Here is a 14,681-nt window from a genome sequence, read left to right as displayed (position 1 = left end):
CACTGAACCTACCGGTCGGTCGATCAGGGAAAGTACCGTTCCGAAAGTTTGGGACTTTCGGAGGGCGGCGTCGATGTTGACCACTTCTGCCCGGTTCGCCATGGCGCGCCCACGCGCCGTGCTGGTGGCCGCGCTGCTGCTGATGCTGGTGTGTGGCGGCTTCGGGGCCACCGTGAAATCGCACATGGTCGGCGGCGGATATCTGACCGGCTCGCTGGAGTCGGTGCAGGCCAACGACTTCATCACGAAGAGCTTCCCCGGCGGCAATCCGAACCTCATCGTCATGGTGAGCGGTGACGGCGGCGTCAACAGTCCGGAGGTGCGCGCGGAGGCGCAGCGCATCACCGACACCTTGAGCCACGACTCGACGGTCACCGGCGTGCAGTCCTACTGGGCCAACAGTGCGACCCGGCCCGATCTGGCCACCGCGCTGAAAAGCAAGGACGGGCAGCGCGGCCTGATCATGGCCACGGTGACCGGCACCGACACCGAGGTGCAGAACCGGGCCGCGGTCCTGTCCACCGAGCTCAATGGCGACCGCGACGGCGTGCAGGTGCGGGTGGGCGGCATGGCCGGATCGTTCGCCGATATCAATCACCAGGTCGAGAAGGATCTGCTGCTGGCCGAGTCCATCGCGGTGCCGGTGTCGGCGCTGCTGCTGGTGCTGGTGTTCGGCAGCGTGATCGCGGCCCTGCTGCCGGTCGGCGTGGGACTGTTCGCGATCGCCGCCACCCTCGGCATCCTGCGCGCCATGACCACGTTCATGGACGTGTCGATCTTCGCGCTGAACATGACCAGCGCGCTGGGTCTGGCGCTGGCCATCGACTACAGCCTGTTCATCGTCAGCCGGTACCGGGAGGAGCTGGCCAATGGCCGCGATCCCCGGGCGGCGATCCTGCGCTCGGTGCAGACGGCCGGGCGGACCGTGGTGTTCTCCGGCCTGACCGTCGCGCTGGCGCTGGCGGCGCTGGCGGTGTTCCCGCAGCCGTTCTTCAAATCCTTCGCCTACGCCGGTGTCGCCGTGGTGGTCGCGGCCGTGGGCGCGTCGGTGCTGCTGCTGCCCGCCGCGCTGATGCTGCTCGGCGATCGCGTCAATGCCTGGGATCTGCGGAAGCCGGTGCGCCGCTTGCTGGGTCGCGGTGAGCCCGCGCCGAAGCAGCCGGAGGAGACCTTCTGGTACAAGCTGGTCACCGGTGTCATGCGGCGGGCGCTGCCGGTCGCCGTGGTCACCGCGGCGGTGCTGCTGGCGCTCGGATCCCCGTTCCTGAAGGCGCATTTCGGCACGCCGGACGACCGGGTGATCGGCACCTTCGCCTCCAGCCGTCAGGTCGGTGACGCGCTGCGCCACGACTTCACCGCCGATATGGCCTCCAGCGCGGTGGTGGCGCTGCCCGGATTCCACGGGGACACCAAGGAGATCGGCGCGTACGCCGCCCGCCTGTCGCAGGTGCCGGGCGTTCCGGCGGTGCTGTCCAGCGACGGCGTCTACGTGAACGGCGCGAAGATGGCTCCCGGCGTGCCGCAGATGGCCGGACCCGACGGCGCGTACCTGTCGGTCGGCAACCGGACCGCCCCGTACTCCGCGGAGGGCAAGCAGCAGCTCGCCGAACTCCGCGCGGTGCCCGCCCCCGGTGACGTCCTCTTCGGCGGCGCGGCCGCCCTGAACGAGGACACCATGGATTCGGTGATCACCCGGCTTCCCTTGGCGGGCGCCATCATCGCGATCATCACCCTGATCCTGCTGTTCCTGTTCACCGGCAGCGTGGTGCTGCCGGTGAAGGCGCTCCTGCTGAACCTGCTGTCGCTGACCGCCACCTTCGGCGCCATGATCTGGGTCTTCGAGCAGGGTCACGGCGCGAGCCTGCTGGGCTTCACCTCCACCGGCAGCATCGACCTGTTCATGCCGATCCTGATGATCTGCCTGGCCTTCGGCATGTCCATGGACTACGAGGTCTTCCTGCTCTCCCGCATCCGCGAGGAGTGGCTGGCCTCCGATCGCTCGCCCGAGGCCAATACCCGTTCGGTGGCGCTGGGCGTGGCGCGCACCGGCCGCATCTTCACCGCCGCGGCGGGCCTGATGGCCGTGGTCCTGCTGGCGGTGGCCACCTCCGGGGTGTCCCCCATGAAGCTGTTCGGCATCGGCCTGGCGCTGGCCGTCGTCTCCGACGCCACCGTCATCCGCGGGCTGCTGGCCCCGGCCCTCATGCGCCTGATGTCCACCGGCAACTGGTGGGCTCCCAAACCCCTTGCCGCCCTGCACAAGCGGATCGGGCTGGAGGAGGAGCCGGCCGCGGCGGCCGACGAGGACCGCGAGGTCGCACTGGCCCGCTAGCGGCGGGCGGCGCGGCCCGCGTCGACGACGGCGACGAAGTTCTCCAGGTCCGAGATCAGGGTGTCGACGGATTCGGGGGCGCCGCCGTCGTCGTGGTGGTGCAGCCAGTCGGCGACGAGTTCGAACATGCCGCCGATGGTGGCCAGGGCCAGCGCCAGCAGGCGGGGTTCCTCGCGCGGGTCGGCTTGCAGCCATTGATATTTCAGGAACTCGGCGGACCAGCGGCGGTTGGCGCGGCGCATGGCCTCGACGGCGGGTGAGATGCCGCCCGCTTCGCCGAAGGTGACCTTCGCGAGGCGGGGGTCGTCGGCGATGGCGTGGACGAAGGCCGCGAGGACGGCGGCGCGGCGGGCGGGCCAGTCGGCGCCGGCGGTCTCGACGGCCACCTCGGCGACGCGTTGCTGGATGCCGGTGGTGATCTGTTCCAGCAGAGCGGTATAGCACGCCTCCTTGCTGTCGAAGTGGTCGTAGAAGCCCTTGGTTCCGACGAAGGCGTGCTGGCAGATCTGTTCGATCGAGGTGCCCGAATAGCTTTGCCGGGCAAAGAGTTCGGTGGCGGCAGTGAGGAGCTGACGGCGGCGCTGGGCGCTGCGCTCGCCGGCATCGAGGCCGCGGATGCGACGCCGGACGGGGGGCGCGCCGGTCGACGCGGCAGATTTGCTGCGGGACATACCTAAACGATAGCCAAGCACATTTCAGAGAGACATCTTGTTGGTAACCCGGGGCCGTGCTGTAATCGCCGTCACATCGAGGAAGGGAACCGAGACGTGGCAATCGCTGGGAATCGCTGCCGCGCAACCACTTCCGGTCAATCAGGATCCGTTCCACGGAGCGCCGGACGGATTCGAATCGACCGCGCCGAGGACGTGGTCACCATGCTCGGCGGTCCGGACGCGCTCGCGACCCGAACCGAGATCCAGTTGAACGCCGTCTTCGGCGCGCCGGGCCGGCCGATCGGGCCGCGCGAGAACTGAGCGGCGGGGCACCCGCGCGGAGCAGACCGGATCGTATATTCCACGGTCCCGGGGTTGCCGTACCCCGGGGCCGGGTATGGTCGGCTCGGAAAAAGTTTGCCAACGGGGGCTCGCACCAGCGGGCTGAGAGGACGGCTAGTGGGCCGTCGACCGTATGAACCTGACCGGGTAATGCCGGCGTAGGGAGGATCTGCCATGTCATCGAGTCGTGTCTCCAGCTCGGCCGCCCCGGTCGACACCGTGACCACCGGCCCCATCGAGGGCAGCGTCAAGCACTACGAACAGGTCGAGGTCGACGGCGCCACATTGCGGGTTCCGGTGCGGCGCATCAACCTGACCACCGGCGAGCACTTCGACGTGTACGACACCTCCGGTCCGTACACCGACGACACCGCCACCATCGATCTCGAGGCGGGTCTGCCCAAGCTGCGCGACGAGTGGGCCAAGCCGCAGGTCGACGGCCCGCCGACCCAGCTGAACTGGGCGCGCCAGGGCATCGTCACCAGCGAGATGCACTACATCGCGGCCCGCGAAGGCGTTTCGCCCGAGCTGGTGCGCGACGAGGTGGCAGCCGGTCGCGCGGTGATCCCCGCCAACCACAAGCACCCCGAGTCCGAGCCGATGATCATCGGCAAGAAGTTCGCGGTGAAGATCAACGCGAACATCGGCAACTCGGCTGTGAGCTCCTCCATCGCCGAGGAGGTCGAGAAGATGGTGTGGGCCAGCCGCTGGGGCGCCGACACCATCATGGACCTGTCCACCGGCAAGAACATTCACGAGACCCGCGAGTGGATCCTGCGCAACTCCCCGGTCCCGATCGGCACCGTGCCGATCTACCAGGCGCTGGAGAAGGTGAACGGCGATCCCACCAAGCTGACCTGGGAGATCTACCGCGACACCGTGATCGAGCAGGCCGAGCAGGGCGTCGACTACATGACGGTGCACGCGGGTGTGCTGCTGCGCTACGTGCCGCTGGCCGCCAAGCGCGTCACCGGCATCGTGTCCCGCGGCGGGTCGATCATGGCCGCGTGGTGTCTGGCGCATCACCAGGAATCGTTCCTGTACACCCACTTCCGCGAGCTCTGCGAGATCCTGGCGAAGTACGACATCACCTTCTCCCTGGGTGACGGTCTGCGGCCGGGCTCCATCGCGGACGCCAATGACGAGGCCCAGTTCGCGGAGCTGCGCACCCTGGGTGAGCTCACCAAGATCGCGAAATCCTATGGCGTGCAGGTGATGATCGAGGGCCCCGGCCACGTGCCGATGCACAAGATCGTGGAGAACGTGCGGCTCGAGGAGGAGCTCTGCGAGGAGGCTCCGTTCTACACCCTCGGCCCGCTGGCCACCGATATCGCGCCCGCCTACGACCACATCACCTCGGCCATCGGCGCGGCCATCATCGCCCAGGCCGGCACCGCGATGCTGTGCTACGTGACGCCCAAGGAGCACCTGGGTCTGCCGAACCGGGACGATGTGAAGGTCGGCGTGATCACCTACAAGATCGCCGCCCACTCCGCCGACCTGGCCAAGCAGCACCCGCGGGCCCAGGACCGCGACAACGCGCTGTCCAAGGCGCGCTTCGAGTTCCGCTGGACCGACCAGTTCAACCTCTCGCTGGACCCCGACACCGCGCGGGAGTACCACGACGAGACCATGCCGGCCGAGCCCGCCAAGACCGCCCACTTCTGCTCCATGTGCGGTCCGAAGTTCTGCTCGATGCGCATCTCGCAGGACGTGCGCGACTACGCCGAGAAGCACGGCCTCACCGACGTGAACGCCATCGAGGCCGGAATGGCCGAGAAGTCGGCCGAATTCGCCGACGCGGGCAACAAGGTGTACCTGCCGGTCGTGTAGTGACGATCGAATTCGAATCGGGGCGGGTGGCTTGCGGGCCATCCGCCCCGATCCGGCTCAGGCCCGATTCGAGATCTGCTGGATGGCCCAGCTATTGCCGTCGGGGTCGTCGAAGAAGACGAACCCGTTGTTGTTCAACGGATCTCCCTCGGTGGTCGGCCCCGGCAGCACCTGGATGTCACTGACCTCGACGCCCCGCTCGACCAGTTCGGCGTGCGCCCGCTTCAGGTCCGGCACCACCAGCTGCAACCCCTTGAGGTACCCGGGCTCCATCTTCGGGATGGCGCCCTCGCCGATCACGATCGAGCACCCCGACCCCGGCGGCGTCAGCTGGCAGATCCGGATCCCCGGTGCGGGCTGGGTGTCGTGGTCGACGTGGAACCCCAGCTTGCCGGCGTAGAAGTCCTTGGCGCGGTCCACGTCCGACACCGGGACGATCACCACTTCGAGTGTCCAATTCACGGCGGATCCTTCCGAATCGAGTGTTTCTCCCAGTAGTCGGAGCGACAGCACGGAAATCGTCGCGAACGCTACTCCCGTGATCCGGTTCAGGCGCCGGACGTGCAACCGTGCACGACCACGGAGGCTCCGGCCCCCGCCCAGTCCCGCGCGACCCGGTCGGCGTAGCCGAGCGAGGATTCCCGCGCCCAGCCCCAGTGGCCGGACGACGAGACGGCCGCGGCCGCGCACTGGTTCATGAAGGTGATGACCCAGCCGCAGTCGGTGTAGCCGCAGCGGTTGTTGGCGGCGGTCGCGGCCTCCTCCCAGGTCGGGTAGTCCACCGCGATGGCGGCGTAGGTTCCGTTGTTGCCGATGGAGATCGCGCCGTGGTTGTAGGTGTAGGCGTTGGCGGGAGCGACCGAGGCGAGCAGGGCGACGCCGGTCATGGCCAGGGTGGTGACGAGCTTGTACATGGCTCGACGATGGAACCGGACGGGCGCGCGGCCCAGTGCACGACACCCTCAGGAGGGATGTCCCCGCAGTTCAGCGCGCTGGAACCGGAATTCCTGACCGGAACTCCCCGGACAGCCGGAGCGGCCGCCGGACTCGGCGGCGCCGGGGTGGCGCCGAGTCCGGCCCGCACCGCCGCCGACCGTCGCTCCGGGTCACTCCGGCGAGTAGAAGGTGCCCTTGCCCGCGATGTGGGGGAGATCGGTGTCGATGGTGACCTCCACCCGTCCGGGACCGGTCGGCAGCGTCTCCGGCACCCACAGCGCGTTGCTCGGCCCGAACGGCGTGCCGTCGCCCAGCGGAACCGGCGGGAAGCTGCCGCTCGCACCGGTATCCAGATTGCGCCAGCTCAGGGTCGCCGTCGCGCCGCAGCCCGGGCTGGGGATGGGCAGGAACGTGAATTCGGCTCGCACCCAGACGGTTTGCTTGCCGTAGTAGGTGTTCTGCGGATCGTGGAACGCCTGGATCTGACCGAAGCAGGGGAAGGCTCCCGATCCGGCGGTGTAGGCGGGGGTGAAGGTGGTGACCGGGTCGGCGGCGGCGGTGCCGGTGGCCGCGAACAGCGCGGCCGCGGCGAGCGGCAGGGCGAACAGGGGACGGATCCAGCGCATCGCGACTCCTCGAATTGATTACGGGGACAAACGAATGTCGGCGAGAACCCGGCCAACGCTACCGTTCACTGGTCACAGCGCTACCGGTCACTACTCACGACGCTGCCAGCGGTGCGCGAATTCGCCCGGGGCGGGCGGCGGTCCGGGCAGATCGCCGGTGGCGGCGAGACCGTCGACGAGCAGGGCCAGCACGCGGCGGCGCAGCTGGGCGGTGCGCTCGGGATCCGGCAGCGTGACGGCGGCGCAGGCCTCGAGGATCAGACCCAGATCGGCGACCGTGACCTCCGGGCGCAAGGTGCCGGATTCCTGTGCGCGGCGCAGGAGTTCGTCGTTGAGCTCGGCGCTGCGCATCACATCGGGCAGGATCGAGTCGTCGGCGGTGAAGGTGCCGGCCAGGTGCACCGCCAGCGAGTGGACGTCGGCGTCGACGACATTGCGCAGGAACTCCACCAGCGCCGCCCAGCCGTCGGGATTCTCCAGGGCCGCTTCGGCTTCCGCGTTGTAGCGGCGCAACCCGCTGTAGCAGAGGGTGCGCAGCAGGTCCTCCTTGCTGGGATAGCGGCGGTACAGCGCGCTGATGCCGACGCCCGCGCGCTCGGCGACCGCCGAGATCGGGGCCTTGGGTTCGGCGAGGAACACGTCGCGGGCGGCGGCCAGGATGAGTTCGTCATTGCGCGCGGCCTGCGCCTTACGCCCGGGCAGGGCCCGCTGAGCTGTGGTTTCGGCTGTTTTCGACATGAATCGAGAATACCACTTGAACGGAACGATCCGTTCCGTTATGGTTTAAACAGAACGAAGCATTCCGTTCCACAAAGGAGAGAATGATGAACGCCCAGCCCACCACCGCCACCACCGCGATCCGCCCGTTCCGCATCGACGTCCCCCAGGCCCAGCTGGACGATCTGGCCGACCGCCTGCGCAAGACCCTGTGGCCGAACGAACTCCCCGGCGTCGCGGACGCCTACGGCGTCACCAACGACCGGGTGCGCGGGCTGGCGAAGTACTGGCTGGAGGAGTTCGACTGGCGGGCGCTGGAGGCGAAGCTCAACGCCTACCCGCAGTTCACCACCGAGATCGAGGGCGAGGACATCCACTTCCTGCACGTGCGGTCCTCGCGGGCGGACGCCACCCCGGTCATCCTCACCCACGGCTGGCCCGGCTCGGTCCTGGAGTACCTGGACGTGATCGCGCCGCTCACCGAGCCCGAGGACGCCGAGACGCCCGCCTTCCACGTGGTCATCCCCTCGCTGCCGGGCTTCGGCTTCTCCGGCCCGACCCGGTCCACCGGCTGGAGCCGCTACCGCACCGCCGGCGCCTGGGTGGAACTGATGAACCGGCTCGGGTACGAGCGTTTCGGCGCGATCGGCAATGACGGCGGCTCGATGGTCTCCCCCGAGATCGGCCGCATCGCCCCGGATCAGGTGGTCGGAGTCCATGTGACGCAGCTGTTCTCGTTCCCGTCCGGCGATCCGGCCGAGATGGCCGGCCTGTCCGAGGAGGACATGGCGGCGCTGGCGCACCTGCAGTGGTTCTACGAGAACAAGATGGCCTTCAACACCCTGCACAGCCAGCAGCCGCAGACCATCGCGTTCGCGCTGGCGGATTCGCCGGTGGGCCTGCTGGGTTGGAACGCGCAGCTGTTCAGCGAGGGCTTGGACGATGACTTCGTCATCGGCAACACGGCCATCTACTGGCTGACCGGCACCGCCGGGTCGTCGCTGCGCTTCTACTACGAGGACGCGCACGCCGAGCAGCCGCAGGGCCCGACCACGGTGCCGACCGGGCTGGCCATGTTCAAGGGTGACTTCCAGTCGATCCGCCGCTTCGCCGAGCGGGATCACAAGAACATCGTGAGCTGGCATGCGTACGACGTGAATTCGTCCACGTCGACGAGCGCCAATGATGCCGCCGGGCACTACGCCGCGCACGAGGCGACCGACGTGCTGGTCGCCGATATCCGCGAATTCTTCGCCGGTTTGCGCTGATTCGCCTCCGACGGGCCCGCACCCCCAGGGTTGCGGGCCCGTCGCATGTCTGGACCCCCGCGCATGTTCGCGAGACGCGCGGCGATGTTCCCCGGCGACTTCCGTTGATGTACTTATTTCACCTTCGCAACAACGAATAACCCGAGGTGAGAGACATGAACATCGCCCTTTTCGGAGCCACCGGAACCGTCGGCCGCCACGCGGTCACCCAGGCCCTCGCGGCCGGGCACCAGGTCACCGTCCTGGTCCGCGACCCGGCCAAACTGACCGTCACCCACGAGCGGCTGCGGGTCGTCACCGGCGACGTCCTGGATCCGGCCGCGGTCGAGCGCACCGTCATCGGACAGGACGCGGTGATCGTGGCGCTCGGCGCGGGCCGCAAGGGTGTGGTGCGCGCCGAGGGCACCCGCCACGTCATCGAGGCGATGAACCGGACCGGGGTGAAGCGGCTGATCTGCCAGTCCTCGCTCGGCGTCGGCGACAGCGCGGGCAACCTGAACTTCGTCTGGAAGTACATCATGTTCGGCATGCTGCTGCGCCCGGCCTTCGCCGACCACGTGCGCCAGGAGGAGTACGTGCTGGCCAGCGATCTGGACTGGACCATCGTGCGGCCCAGCGCCTTCACCGACGGCCCGGCCACCGGCGACTACCGCCGCGGCTTCCCGGGCACGGAATCCGGTCTGAAGCTGAAGATCTCGCGCGCCGACGTGGCCGGGTTCCTGGTCGAGCAGCTCACCGACACCGTGTATGTGCGTCGCACGCCGGGCATTTCGCACTGATCAGGTCAGGCGTGCTCGTGCATGTCACCCCAGGACGGGAAGGGATCCGGGTACCGCAGCCACGCCTGCGGCCCGGCCTCCCACTCGGCGTCGGTGAGCAGCGCGGCCGTCAGCAGGTCCCGCACATGCGGGCGGTCGAGCTTCACCCCGATGAAGACGATCTCCTGTCCCGGAGCCAGATCCAGCGCGTCCCAGTGCGCACCCGGCTCGAAGGTCAGGTTCGGACCGGCCTGCGACCAGATGGCCGCCAGGTCCGGACGGCTGGCCAGCCAGAAGAAGCCCTTGCTGCGCAGCAGCCGTTCCAGCTGGGAGAGGGCCTCGTCCAGACGCTGCGGATGGAACGGGCGATCGGCGGTGAAGGTGAGGCTGCCGATGCCGTACTCCTCGGTCTCGGGGGTGTGCCCGCCCGCCAATTCCTCGGTCCAGCCGTCGAACTGGGCCGCCAGATCCGGGTTGTAGCGCCCGGTGTCGAGCACCTCGGCGAGATCGACCACGCCGCGCGCGGACCGCACGAGGCGCGCGCCCGGGTTCAGGCGCCGCACGGTCGCCTCCACCGTGCCCACCGCGTTCGCGCTCACCAGATCGGTCTTGTTGAGCACCAGCACATTCGCGAACTCCACCTGTTCGATGAGCAGATCGGCGATGGTGCGCGCATCTCCCTCCCCCGCCTCCAGATTCCGGTCCGCCAGCGCCTGCCCCTTGACGACTTCGGCGAGGAAGGTGGAGCAGTCCACGACGGTCACCATGGTGTCCAGTCGCGCGAGCTCGCCGAGCCGGAAGCCGTCCTCGAACTCCCACTCGAAGGTGGCGGCCACCGGCATGGGCTCGGAGATGCCGGTGGATTCGATGACCAGCTGATCGAAACGCCCTTCGCGGGCGAGCTTTCCCACCGATTCGATGAGGTCCTCGCGCAGCGTGCAGCAGATGCAGCCGTTGGTGAGTTCGACCAGTTTCTCCTCGGTCCGGTCCAGATGCCCCTGGCCCGCGACCAGGGCCGCGTCGATGTTCACCTCGCTCATGTCGTTGACGATGACCGCCACCCGGCGACCCTCCCGATTGGCCAGGATGTGGTTGAGCAGGGTCGTCTTGCCCGCGCCGAGGAAGCCGGACAGCACGGTCACGGGCAGGGCCCGGGTCTGCGGATTCGAAGTCATAGCTTTAATGGTAACGGTTTTCATTTGCAGGTTGGGGGCAGTGTCCGGAAAAAGCGAAACGCCCGGCCGGAACAAGTCCGGCCGGGCGTTCGGCGTTCGATCAGGTCAGCGTTCGATCACTTGCCCAGGGAGCCCGTCGGCAGACCGGGCAGCCCGAAGGAACCGCCGCCCCCGCCGGGCGTGGTCGCGTCCTTGACGTTCAGGGTCGAGGGCGACGAGGTCGAGCCCTTGTACCCGGTGCCGCCGGTGTAGACCGCGGTGATCACCCGGTTGCCGGTCTGGCCGACGGTGTACTGCAGGGTCGCCTTGCCGTTGACCACGGTCACCGCGTCACCGATCGGCGTGCCGCCGTCCATGAATCGGACGGTGCCCGAGGTGACGGCCGCGCCGGCCTCGGTCTTGACCTCGGCGGTGAAGGCCACCGCGTCGCCCTTGGTGGCCGAGGCCGGAACCGTCAGGGTGGTCGAGGTGTTCAGCTCGACGGGAGCCGGATCGCTGACCGTGACGGTGGTCGCGGCGCCGGTCGACGGGTTGAAGCCCTCGGCGCCGGAGTACACCGCCGAAATCGAGTGCGCGCCAGCGGCATTGAAGGTGTAGGCCAGCTTCGCACCGCCGGAGGCGAGAGCGATCGGGCCGCCGATATTCGCGCCGCCGTCCTTGAACTGCACGGTGCCGCCGGTCGCGGGGGTATTGCCCGGACCGTTCACGGTGGCCCACAAGTCGACCGGCTGGCCGGTGGTCGCGGTGCTCGGGATGTTCATGGTCGTGGTGGTGTCGACGACCGTGCTGACCGGCGGCGTGACGGTGATGGTGGCCAGCGGGCCCGCCCCGGCGTTGAGGGTGCTCTTGTCGTCACTGGGAATGCAGCGGGTCGGGGCCCACTGGGTGCCCAGCAGCGAGGCCTTGGCCAGCGAGGTGCTGAAGTTCTGGTCGTTGCCGTAGCTGGCGGCGCTGCCCGCGGTCCGCACCTTCGGGGTGATCACACCGGCCGCGACGGCGGTGACGGTGACGTCGACGGCGGGCAGCCGGTACCAGGATTCGCCCGACGAATTCGCGGTGCCGTCGATGTTCTTCTTCAGCTTCGGCGCGCGGATGCCGCCCTCGGAATTGGTGCTGGTCGTCGGACTGTTGCCGACGACCTCGTTGTTCCCCGACAGCCGCAGGATGCCACCGGCATTGTCGACGGCGCCGGAATCGTTGACGCGCAGCACGTTCGGGGCCACATTGTCGATATTGACGGCGGTGCCCGGCACGATCGCCGCGCTGACGAAGGTCGTGTTGTCGGGAATCGCGTAGTCGTACTTGATGCGCGACAGGTTGGTGGTGGTCGCGCCGGAGTCCTTGTCCGGGTACGAGGACGCGTTGGGCTGGATGCGATAGGTGAAGGTTTCCCCCGCCGCGACCGAGGCGGGCGCGGTGACGCTCATGGTGGCGGCCACGGACTTGTCGACCGTGATGATCGACTTCGCCTGACACGAGCTGGTGAAGCTGGTGTCACCGGCGCTCGCGATACCCGGGGTGAGCAGCACCCCGGCGAGCATGGCCGCGCCGGTGACGGGCACGACGGCGAGCCGCTTGGACGAATGGTTCACAGGGACTCCTTACGCCCGGTCACATCGATGGAACCGGACAATCCGAACTAAACGCCGCCAGTATGCATGGTCTGACTAGAACGTGTTTTAGTTTTGATCATTTCATTCGGAAGGAATTTTCGGACCGCCCGGAACCGGCCGCGGAGGACGGGAAGACGAGGTCCGCACGGGTATCGGTAGGGTCTGTGACGTGCAGTTCCTACCGCTTGCCCCGAATGGCACCACCCCGGTTCGCGCCCTCACCATCGCGGGCACCGACTCCGGTGGCGGCGCGGGCATCCAGGCCGACTCCCGCACCATGGCCCTGTGCGGTGTGCACGCGTGCGTGGCCGTCGCCGCGGTGACCGTGCAGAACACCCTGGGCGTCAGCGGGTTCCACGAGATCCCGCCGCAGATCGTGGCCGACCAGGTGCGAACCGTGGTCGGCGACATCGGGATCGGCGCGGCCAAGACCGGCATGCTGGCCTCCACCGCCATCATCGAGGCGGTCGCCGAGGTGTGCCGCGAGGTCGGCATCGGGCGGCAGGGCAGCATCCCGCTGGTGGTGGATCCGGTCGCGGCCTCCATGCACGGCGACGCGCTGCTGCACGCCGAGGCGCTGGACGCGGTGCGGCACACGCTGATTCCGCTGGCCACCGTGGTCACCCCGAACCTGGACGAGGTCCGGCTCATCACCGGCATCGAGGTGGTCGACGACCGGTCCGCGCGCAAGGCCGCCGAGGCGCTGATCGCACTCGGCCCGCGGTGGGCGATCGTCAAGGGCGGGCACCTGCGCACCTCCGAGCAGTCCACCGACCTGCTCTTCGACGGCGACACCTTCCACGAACTCCCGGCCCGGCGCCTCGCCACCGGCAACGACCACGGCGGCGGCGACACCCTGGCCGCGGCCATCTGCTGCGCGCTCGCCCACGGCTACTCGGTGCCCGACGCGGTCGCCTTCGCCAAGGAGTGGACCTTCCGCTGCCTGGAAGCCTCCTACGACCTGGGCGCGGGGCACGGACCGGTGTCGCCGCTGTGGCGGCTGCACGTCTGAGCTCGACGGTTGGCGGAATCCCGCTCCCAGGAACCTCCCAGGCAGGCCGCAGGCTGATGTGAGTCTGGTGATCGAGGTTGGTCACCATGAACGACACCGTGACCGCCGTCCGGGCGGCGGAACCCACTGCAGCAGTGACCGCGCCCGTCGTGGACGTGGTCGTTCCCGTCTACAACGAAGAGGTCGACCTCGGCCCCTGCGTGCGCCGGCTGCACGCCTTCCTGACCCTGAACTTCCCGTTCACGGCGCGAATCACCATCGCCGACAACGCCTCCACCGACTCCACCCTCACCGTGGCACGGCAGCTGGCCGCCCAGCTGGACGGGGTGCGCGTGGTGCACCTGGACCGCAAGGGCCGCGGCCGGGCGCTGCGCGAGGTGTGGCAGGCGTCCGACGCGCAGGTCGTCGCCTACATGGACGTGGACCTCTCCACCGACCTGAACGCGCTGCTGCCGCTGGTCGCGCCGCTGGTGTCCGGGCACTCCGACGTGGCCATCGGCACCCGGCTGGCCTCCCAGTCCCGGGTGGTGCGCGGACCCAAGCGCGAGATCATCTCCCGCTGCTACAACCTCATCCTGCGGACCTCGCTGCAGGCCAAGTTCTCCGACGCGCAGTGCGGGTTCAAGGCCATGCGCTCCCAGGTGGCCAAGCTGGTGCTGCCGCTGGTGGAGGACGGCGAATGGTTCTTCGACACCGAACTGCTGGTGCTGGCCGAGAAGATCGGACTGCGCATCCACGAGGTGCCGGTGGACTGGATCGACGACCCGGACTCGCGGGTGGACATCGTCGACACCGCGCGTAAGGACCTGCTCGGCATCTGGCGAGTCGGGCGCGCGCTCACCACCGGACGGCTGCCGATCAACGAACTGCGGGCGGCCATCGGGCGTGAACCGCTGGTCGAGGGCGTGCCGCTGGGCATGGTCGGGCAGCTGGTGCGGTTCGGCATCGTGGGCGTCACCTCGACGCTGGCGTATCTGCTGCTCTATGTACTGCTGCAAGGGATTACGGGGGCGCAGGCCGCCAACTTCCTGGCGCTGCTGATCACCGCGGTCGGCAATACCGCCGCCAACCGGGCCTTCACGTTCGGGGTGCGCGGATCCAATCAGGCTGTGTCGCACCACTTCCAGGGACTGGCCATCTTCGGCGTCGGACTGGCGTTGACCTCCGGCTCGCTGTTCGCCCTGCACCATTGGGCTCCCGACGCGGCGGTCCACCTGGAACTGGTGGTGCTGGTCGTGGCCAACCTGGTCGCCACGCTGCTGCGGTTCGTCGGACTGCGCTGGGTGTTCCGCAATGCCGGGAAGCACACCACGCCCGAGGTGACGCGTTGACCTCGTTCTCTCGTGCGCGGCAAGGACTTCCGGACGGCTTCCGGCTCGCCGCTGTCGACTTCCCGTACCGTCACCGCCCCGAACA

At 68.6% G+C, this 14,681-nt stretch carries 14 protein-coding genes and 1 riboswitch; of the genes, 7 read left to right on the top strand and 7 right to left on the bottom strand.

Annotated features, from left to right (window positions below; all coding sequences use genetic code 11):
* Positions 1 to 73 precede the first annotated feature (73 nt).
* Positions 74 to 2,332, top strand: coding sequence for an MMPL family transporter (locus ACWEOI_RS07280; RefSeq protein WP_433669002.1), 2,259 nt, complete (start codon positions 74 to 76; stop codon positions 2,330 to 2,332).
* Here ACWEOI_RS07280 and ACWEOI_RS07275 read toward each other — a convergent pair.
* Positions 2,329 to 3,003 (bottom strand): TetR family transcriptional regulator, encoded by a 675-nt coding sequence (locus ACWEOI_RS07275; RefSeq protein ID WP_433669004.1) that lies wholly within the window; start codon positions 3,001 to 3,003, stop codon positions 2,329 to 2,331. The two genes, ACWEOI_RS07280 and ACWEOI_RS07275, sit on opposite strands and share 4 nt — an antisense overlap.
* A gap of 96 nt (positions 3,004 to 3,099) precedes the next feature.
* Between ACWEOI_RS07275 and ACWEOI_RS07270 the strand changes: the two genes are divergently transcribed.
* Together ACWEOI_RS07270 and thiC are read left to right on the top strand one after the other, a co-directional pair.
* Positions 3,100 to 3,306 (top strand): hypothetical protein, encoded by a 207-nt coding sequence (locus ACWEOI_RS07270; protein ID WP_452359160.1) that lies wholly within the window; start codon positions 3,100 to 3,102, stop codon positions 3,304 to 3,306.
* Positions 3,307 to 3,398: 92 nt separating this feature from the next.
* Positions 3,399 to 3,509: riboswitch (TPP riboswitch) on the top strand.
* Positions 3,502 to 5,160: a phosphomethylpyrimidine synthase ThiC gene (gene thiC / locus ACWEOI_RS07265; protein WP_433669006.1), complete on the top strand. Its 1,659-nt coding sequence runs from the start codon at positions 3,502 to 3,504 to the stop codon at positions 5,158 to 5,160. Its footprint overlaps the riboswitch before it by 8 nt.
* A 57-nt stretch (positions 5,161 to 5,217) precedes the next feature.
* On the opposite strand, the gene ACWEOI_RS07260 is transcribed toward thiC, so the two are convergent.
* The 4 genes from ACWEOI_RS07260 to ACWEOI_RS07245 all read right to left on the bottom strand — a co-directional run bounded on the left by ACWEOI_RS07260 (position 5,218) and on the right by ACWEOI_RS07245 (position 7,460).
* Positions 5,218 to 5,622: a VOC family protein gene (locus ACWEOI_RS07260; RefSeq protein ID WP_452359159.1), complete on the bottom strand. Its 405-nt coding sequence runs from the start codon at positions 5,620 to 5,622 to the stop codon at positions 5,218 to 5,220.
* 86 nt (positions 5,623 to 5,708) lie between these two features.
* A complete protein-coding gene (locus ACWEOI_RS07255; RefSeq protein ID WP_433669010.1) occupies positions 5,709 to 6,074 on the bottom strand; it encodes a DUF4189 domain-containing protein in 366 nt (121 codons plus the stop codon).
* Positions 6,075 to 6,266: 192 nt separating this feature from the next.
* Positions 6,267 to 6,722 (bottom strand): hypothetical protein, encoded by a 456-nt coding sequence (locus ACWEOI_RS07250; protein ID WP_433669011.1) that lies wholly within the window; start codon positions 6,720 to 6,722, stop codon positions 6,267 to 6,269.
* Positions 6,723 to 6,812: 90 nt separating this feature from the next.
* Positions 6,813 to 7,460 carry a TetR/AcrR family transcriptional regulator gene (locus ACWEOI_RS07245; RefSeq protein ID WP_452359158.1) on the bottom strand — a complete coding sequence of 216 codons (648 nt, stop codon included), beginning with the start codon at positions 7,458 to 7,460 and terminating at the stop codon, positions 6,813 to 6,815.
* Between the two features lie 86 nt (positions 7,461 to 7,546).
* On the opposite strand from ACWEOI_RS07245, the gene ACWEOI_RS07240 reads away from it, so the two are divergent.
* Positions 7,547 to 8,707 carry an alpha/beta fold hydrolase gene (locus ACWEOI_RS07240; RefSeq protein WP_433669014.1) on the top strand — a complete coding sequence of 387 codons (1,161 nt, stop codon included), beginning with the start codon at positions 7,547 to 7,549 and terminating at the stop codon, positions 8,705 to 8,707.
* Between the two features lie 155 nt (positions 8,708 to 8,862).
* A complete protein-coding gene (locus tag ACWEOI_RS07235) occupies positions 8,863 to 9,486 on the top strand; it encodes an NAD(P)H-binding protein (RefSeq protein ID WP_433669016.1) in 624 nt (207 codons plus the stop codon).
* A 5-nt stretch (positions 9,487 to 9,491) separates the two neighbouring features.
* Here ACWEOI_RS07235 and ACWEOI_RS07230 read toward each other — a convergent pair whose 3' ends face one another.
* A complete protein-coding gene (locus ACWEOI_RS07230; RefSeq protein ID WP_452359157.1) occupies positions 9,492 to 10,640 on the bottom strand; it encodes a GTP-binding protein in 1,149 nt (382 codons plus the stop codon).
* A gap of 116 nt (positions 10,641 to 10,756) precedes the next feature.
* Positions 10,757 to 12,232 (bottom strand): Ig-like domain repeat protein, encoded by a 1,476-nt coding sequence (locus tag ACWEOI_RS07225; RefSeq protein ID WP_452359156.1) that lies wholly within the window; start codon positions 12,230 to 12,232, stop codon positions 10,757 to 10,759.
* A gap of 190 nt (positions 12,233 to 12,422) precedes the next feature.
* Between ACWEOI_RS07225 and thiD the strand changes: the two genes are divergently transcribed.
* Both thiD and ACWEOI_RS07215 read left to right on the top strand, forming a co-directional pair.
* Positions 12,423 to 13,265, top strand: a complete 843-nt coding sequence (gene thiD, locus ACWEOI_RS07220; protein ID WP_452359155.1) for a bifunctional hydroxymethylpyrimidine kinase/phosphomethylpyrimidine kinase — start codon at positions 12,423 to 12,425, stop codon at positions 13,263 to 13,265.
* Positions 13,266 to 13,351: 86 nt separating this feature from the next.
* Positions 13,352 to 14,596, top strand: a complete 1,245-nt coding sequence (locus tag ACWEOI_RS07215) for a glycosyltransferase (protein WP_357094506.1) — start codon at positions 13,352 to 13,354, stop codon at positions 14,594 to 14,596.
* The last annotated feature ends 85 nt before the right edge of the window (positions 14,597 to 14,681 follow it).

Source organism: Nocardia sp. NPDC004340, assembly GCF_053602575.1.
Note: the sequence above shows the minus strand (reverse complement) of the source record. Positions and strands in the feature narration are given on the sequence as shown.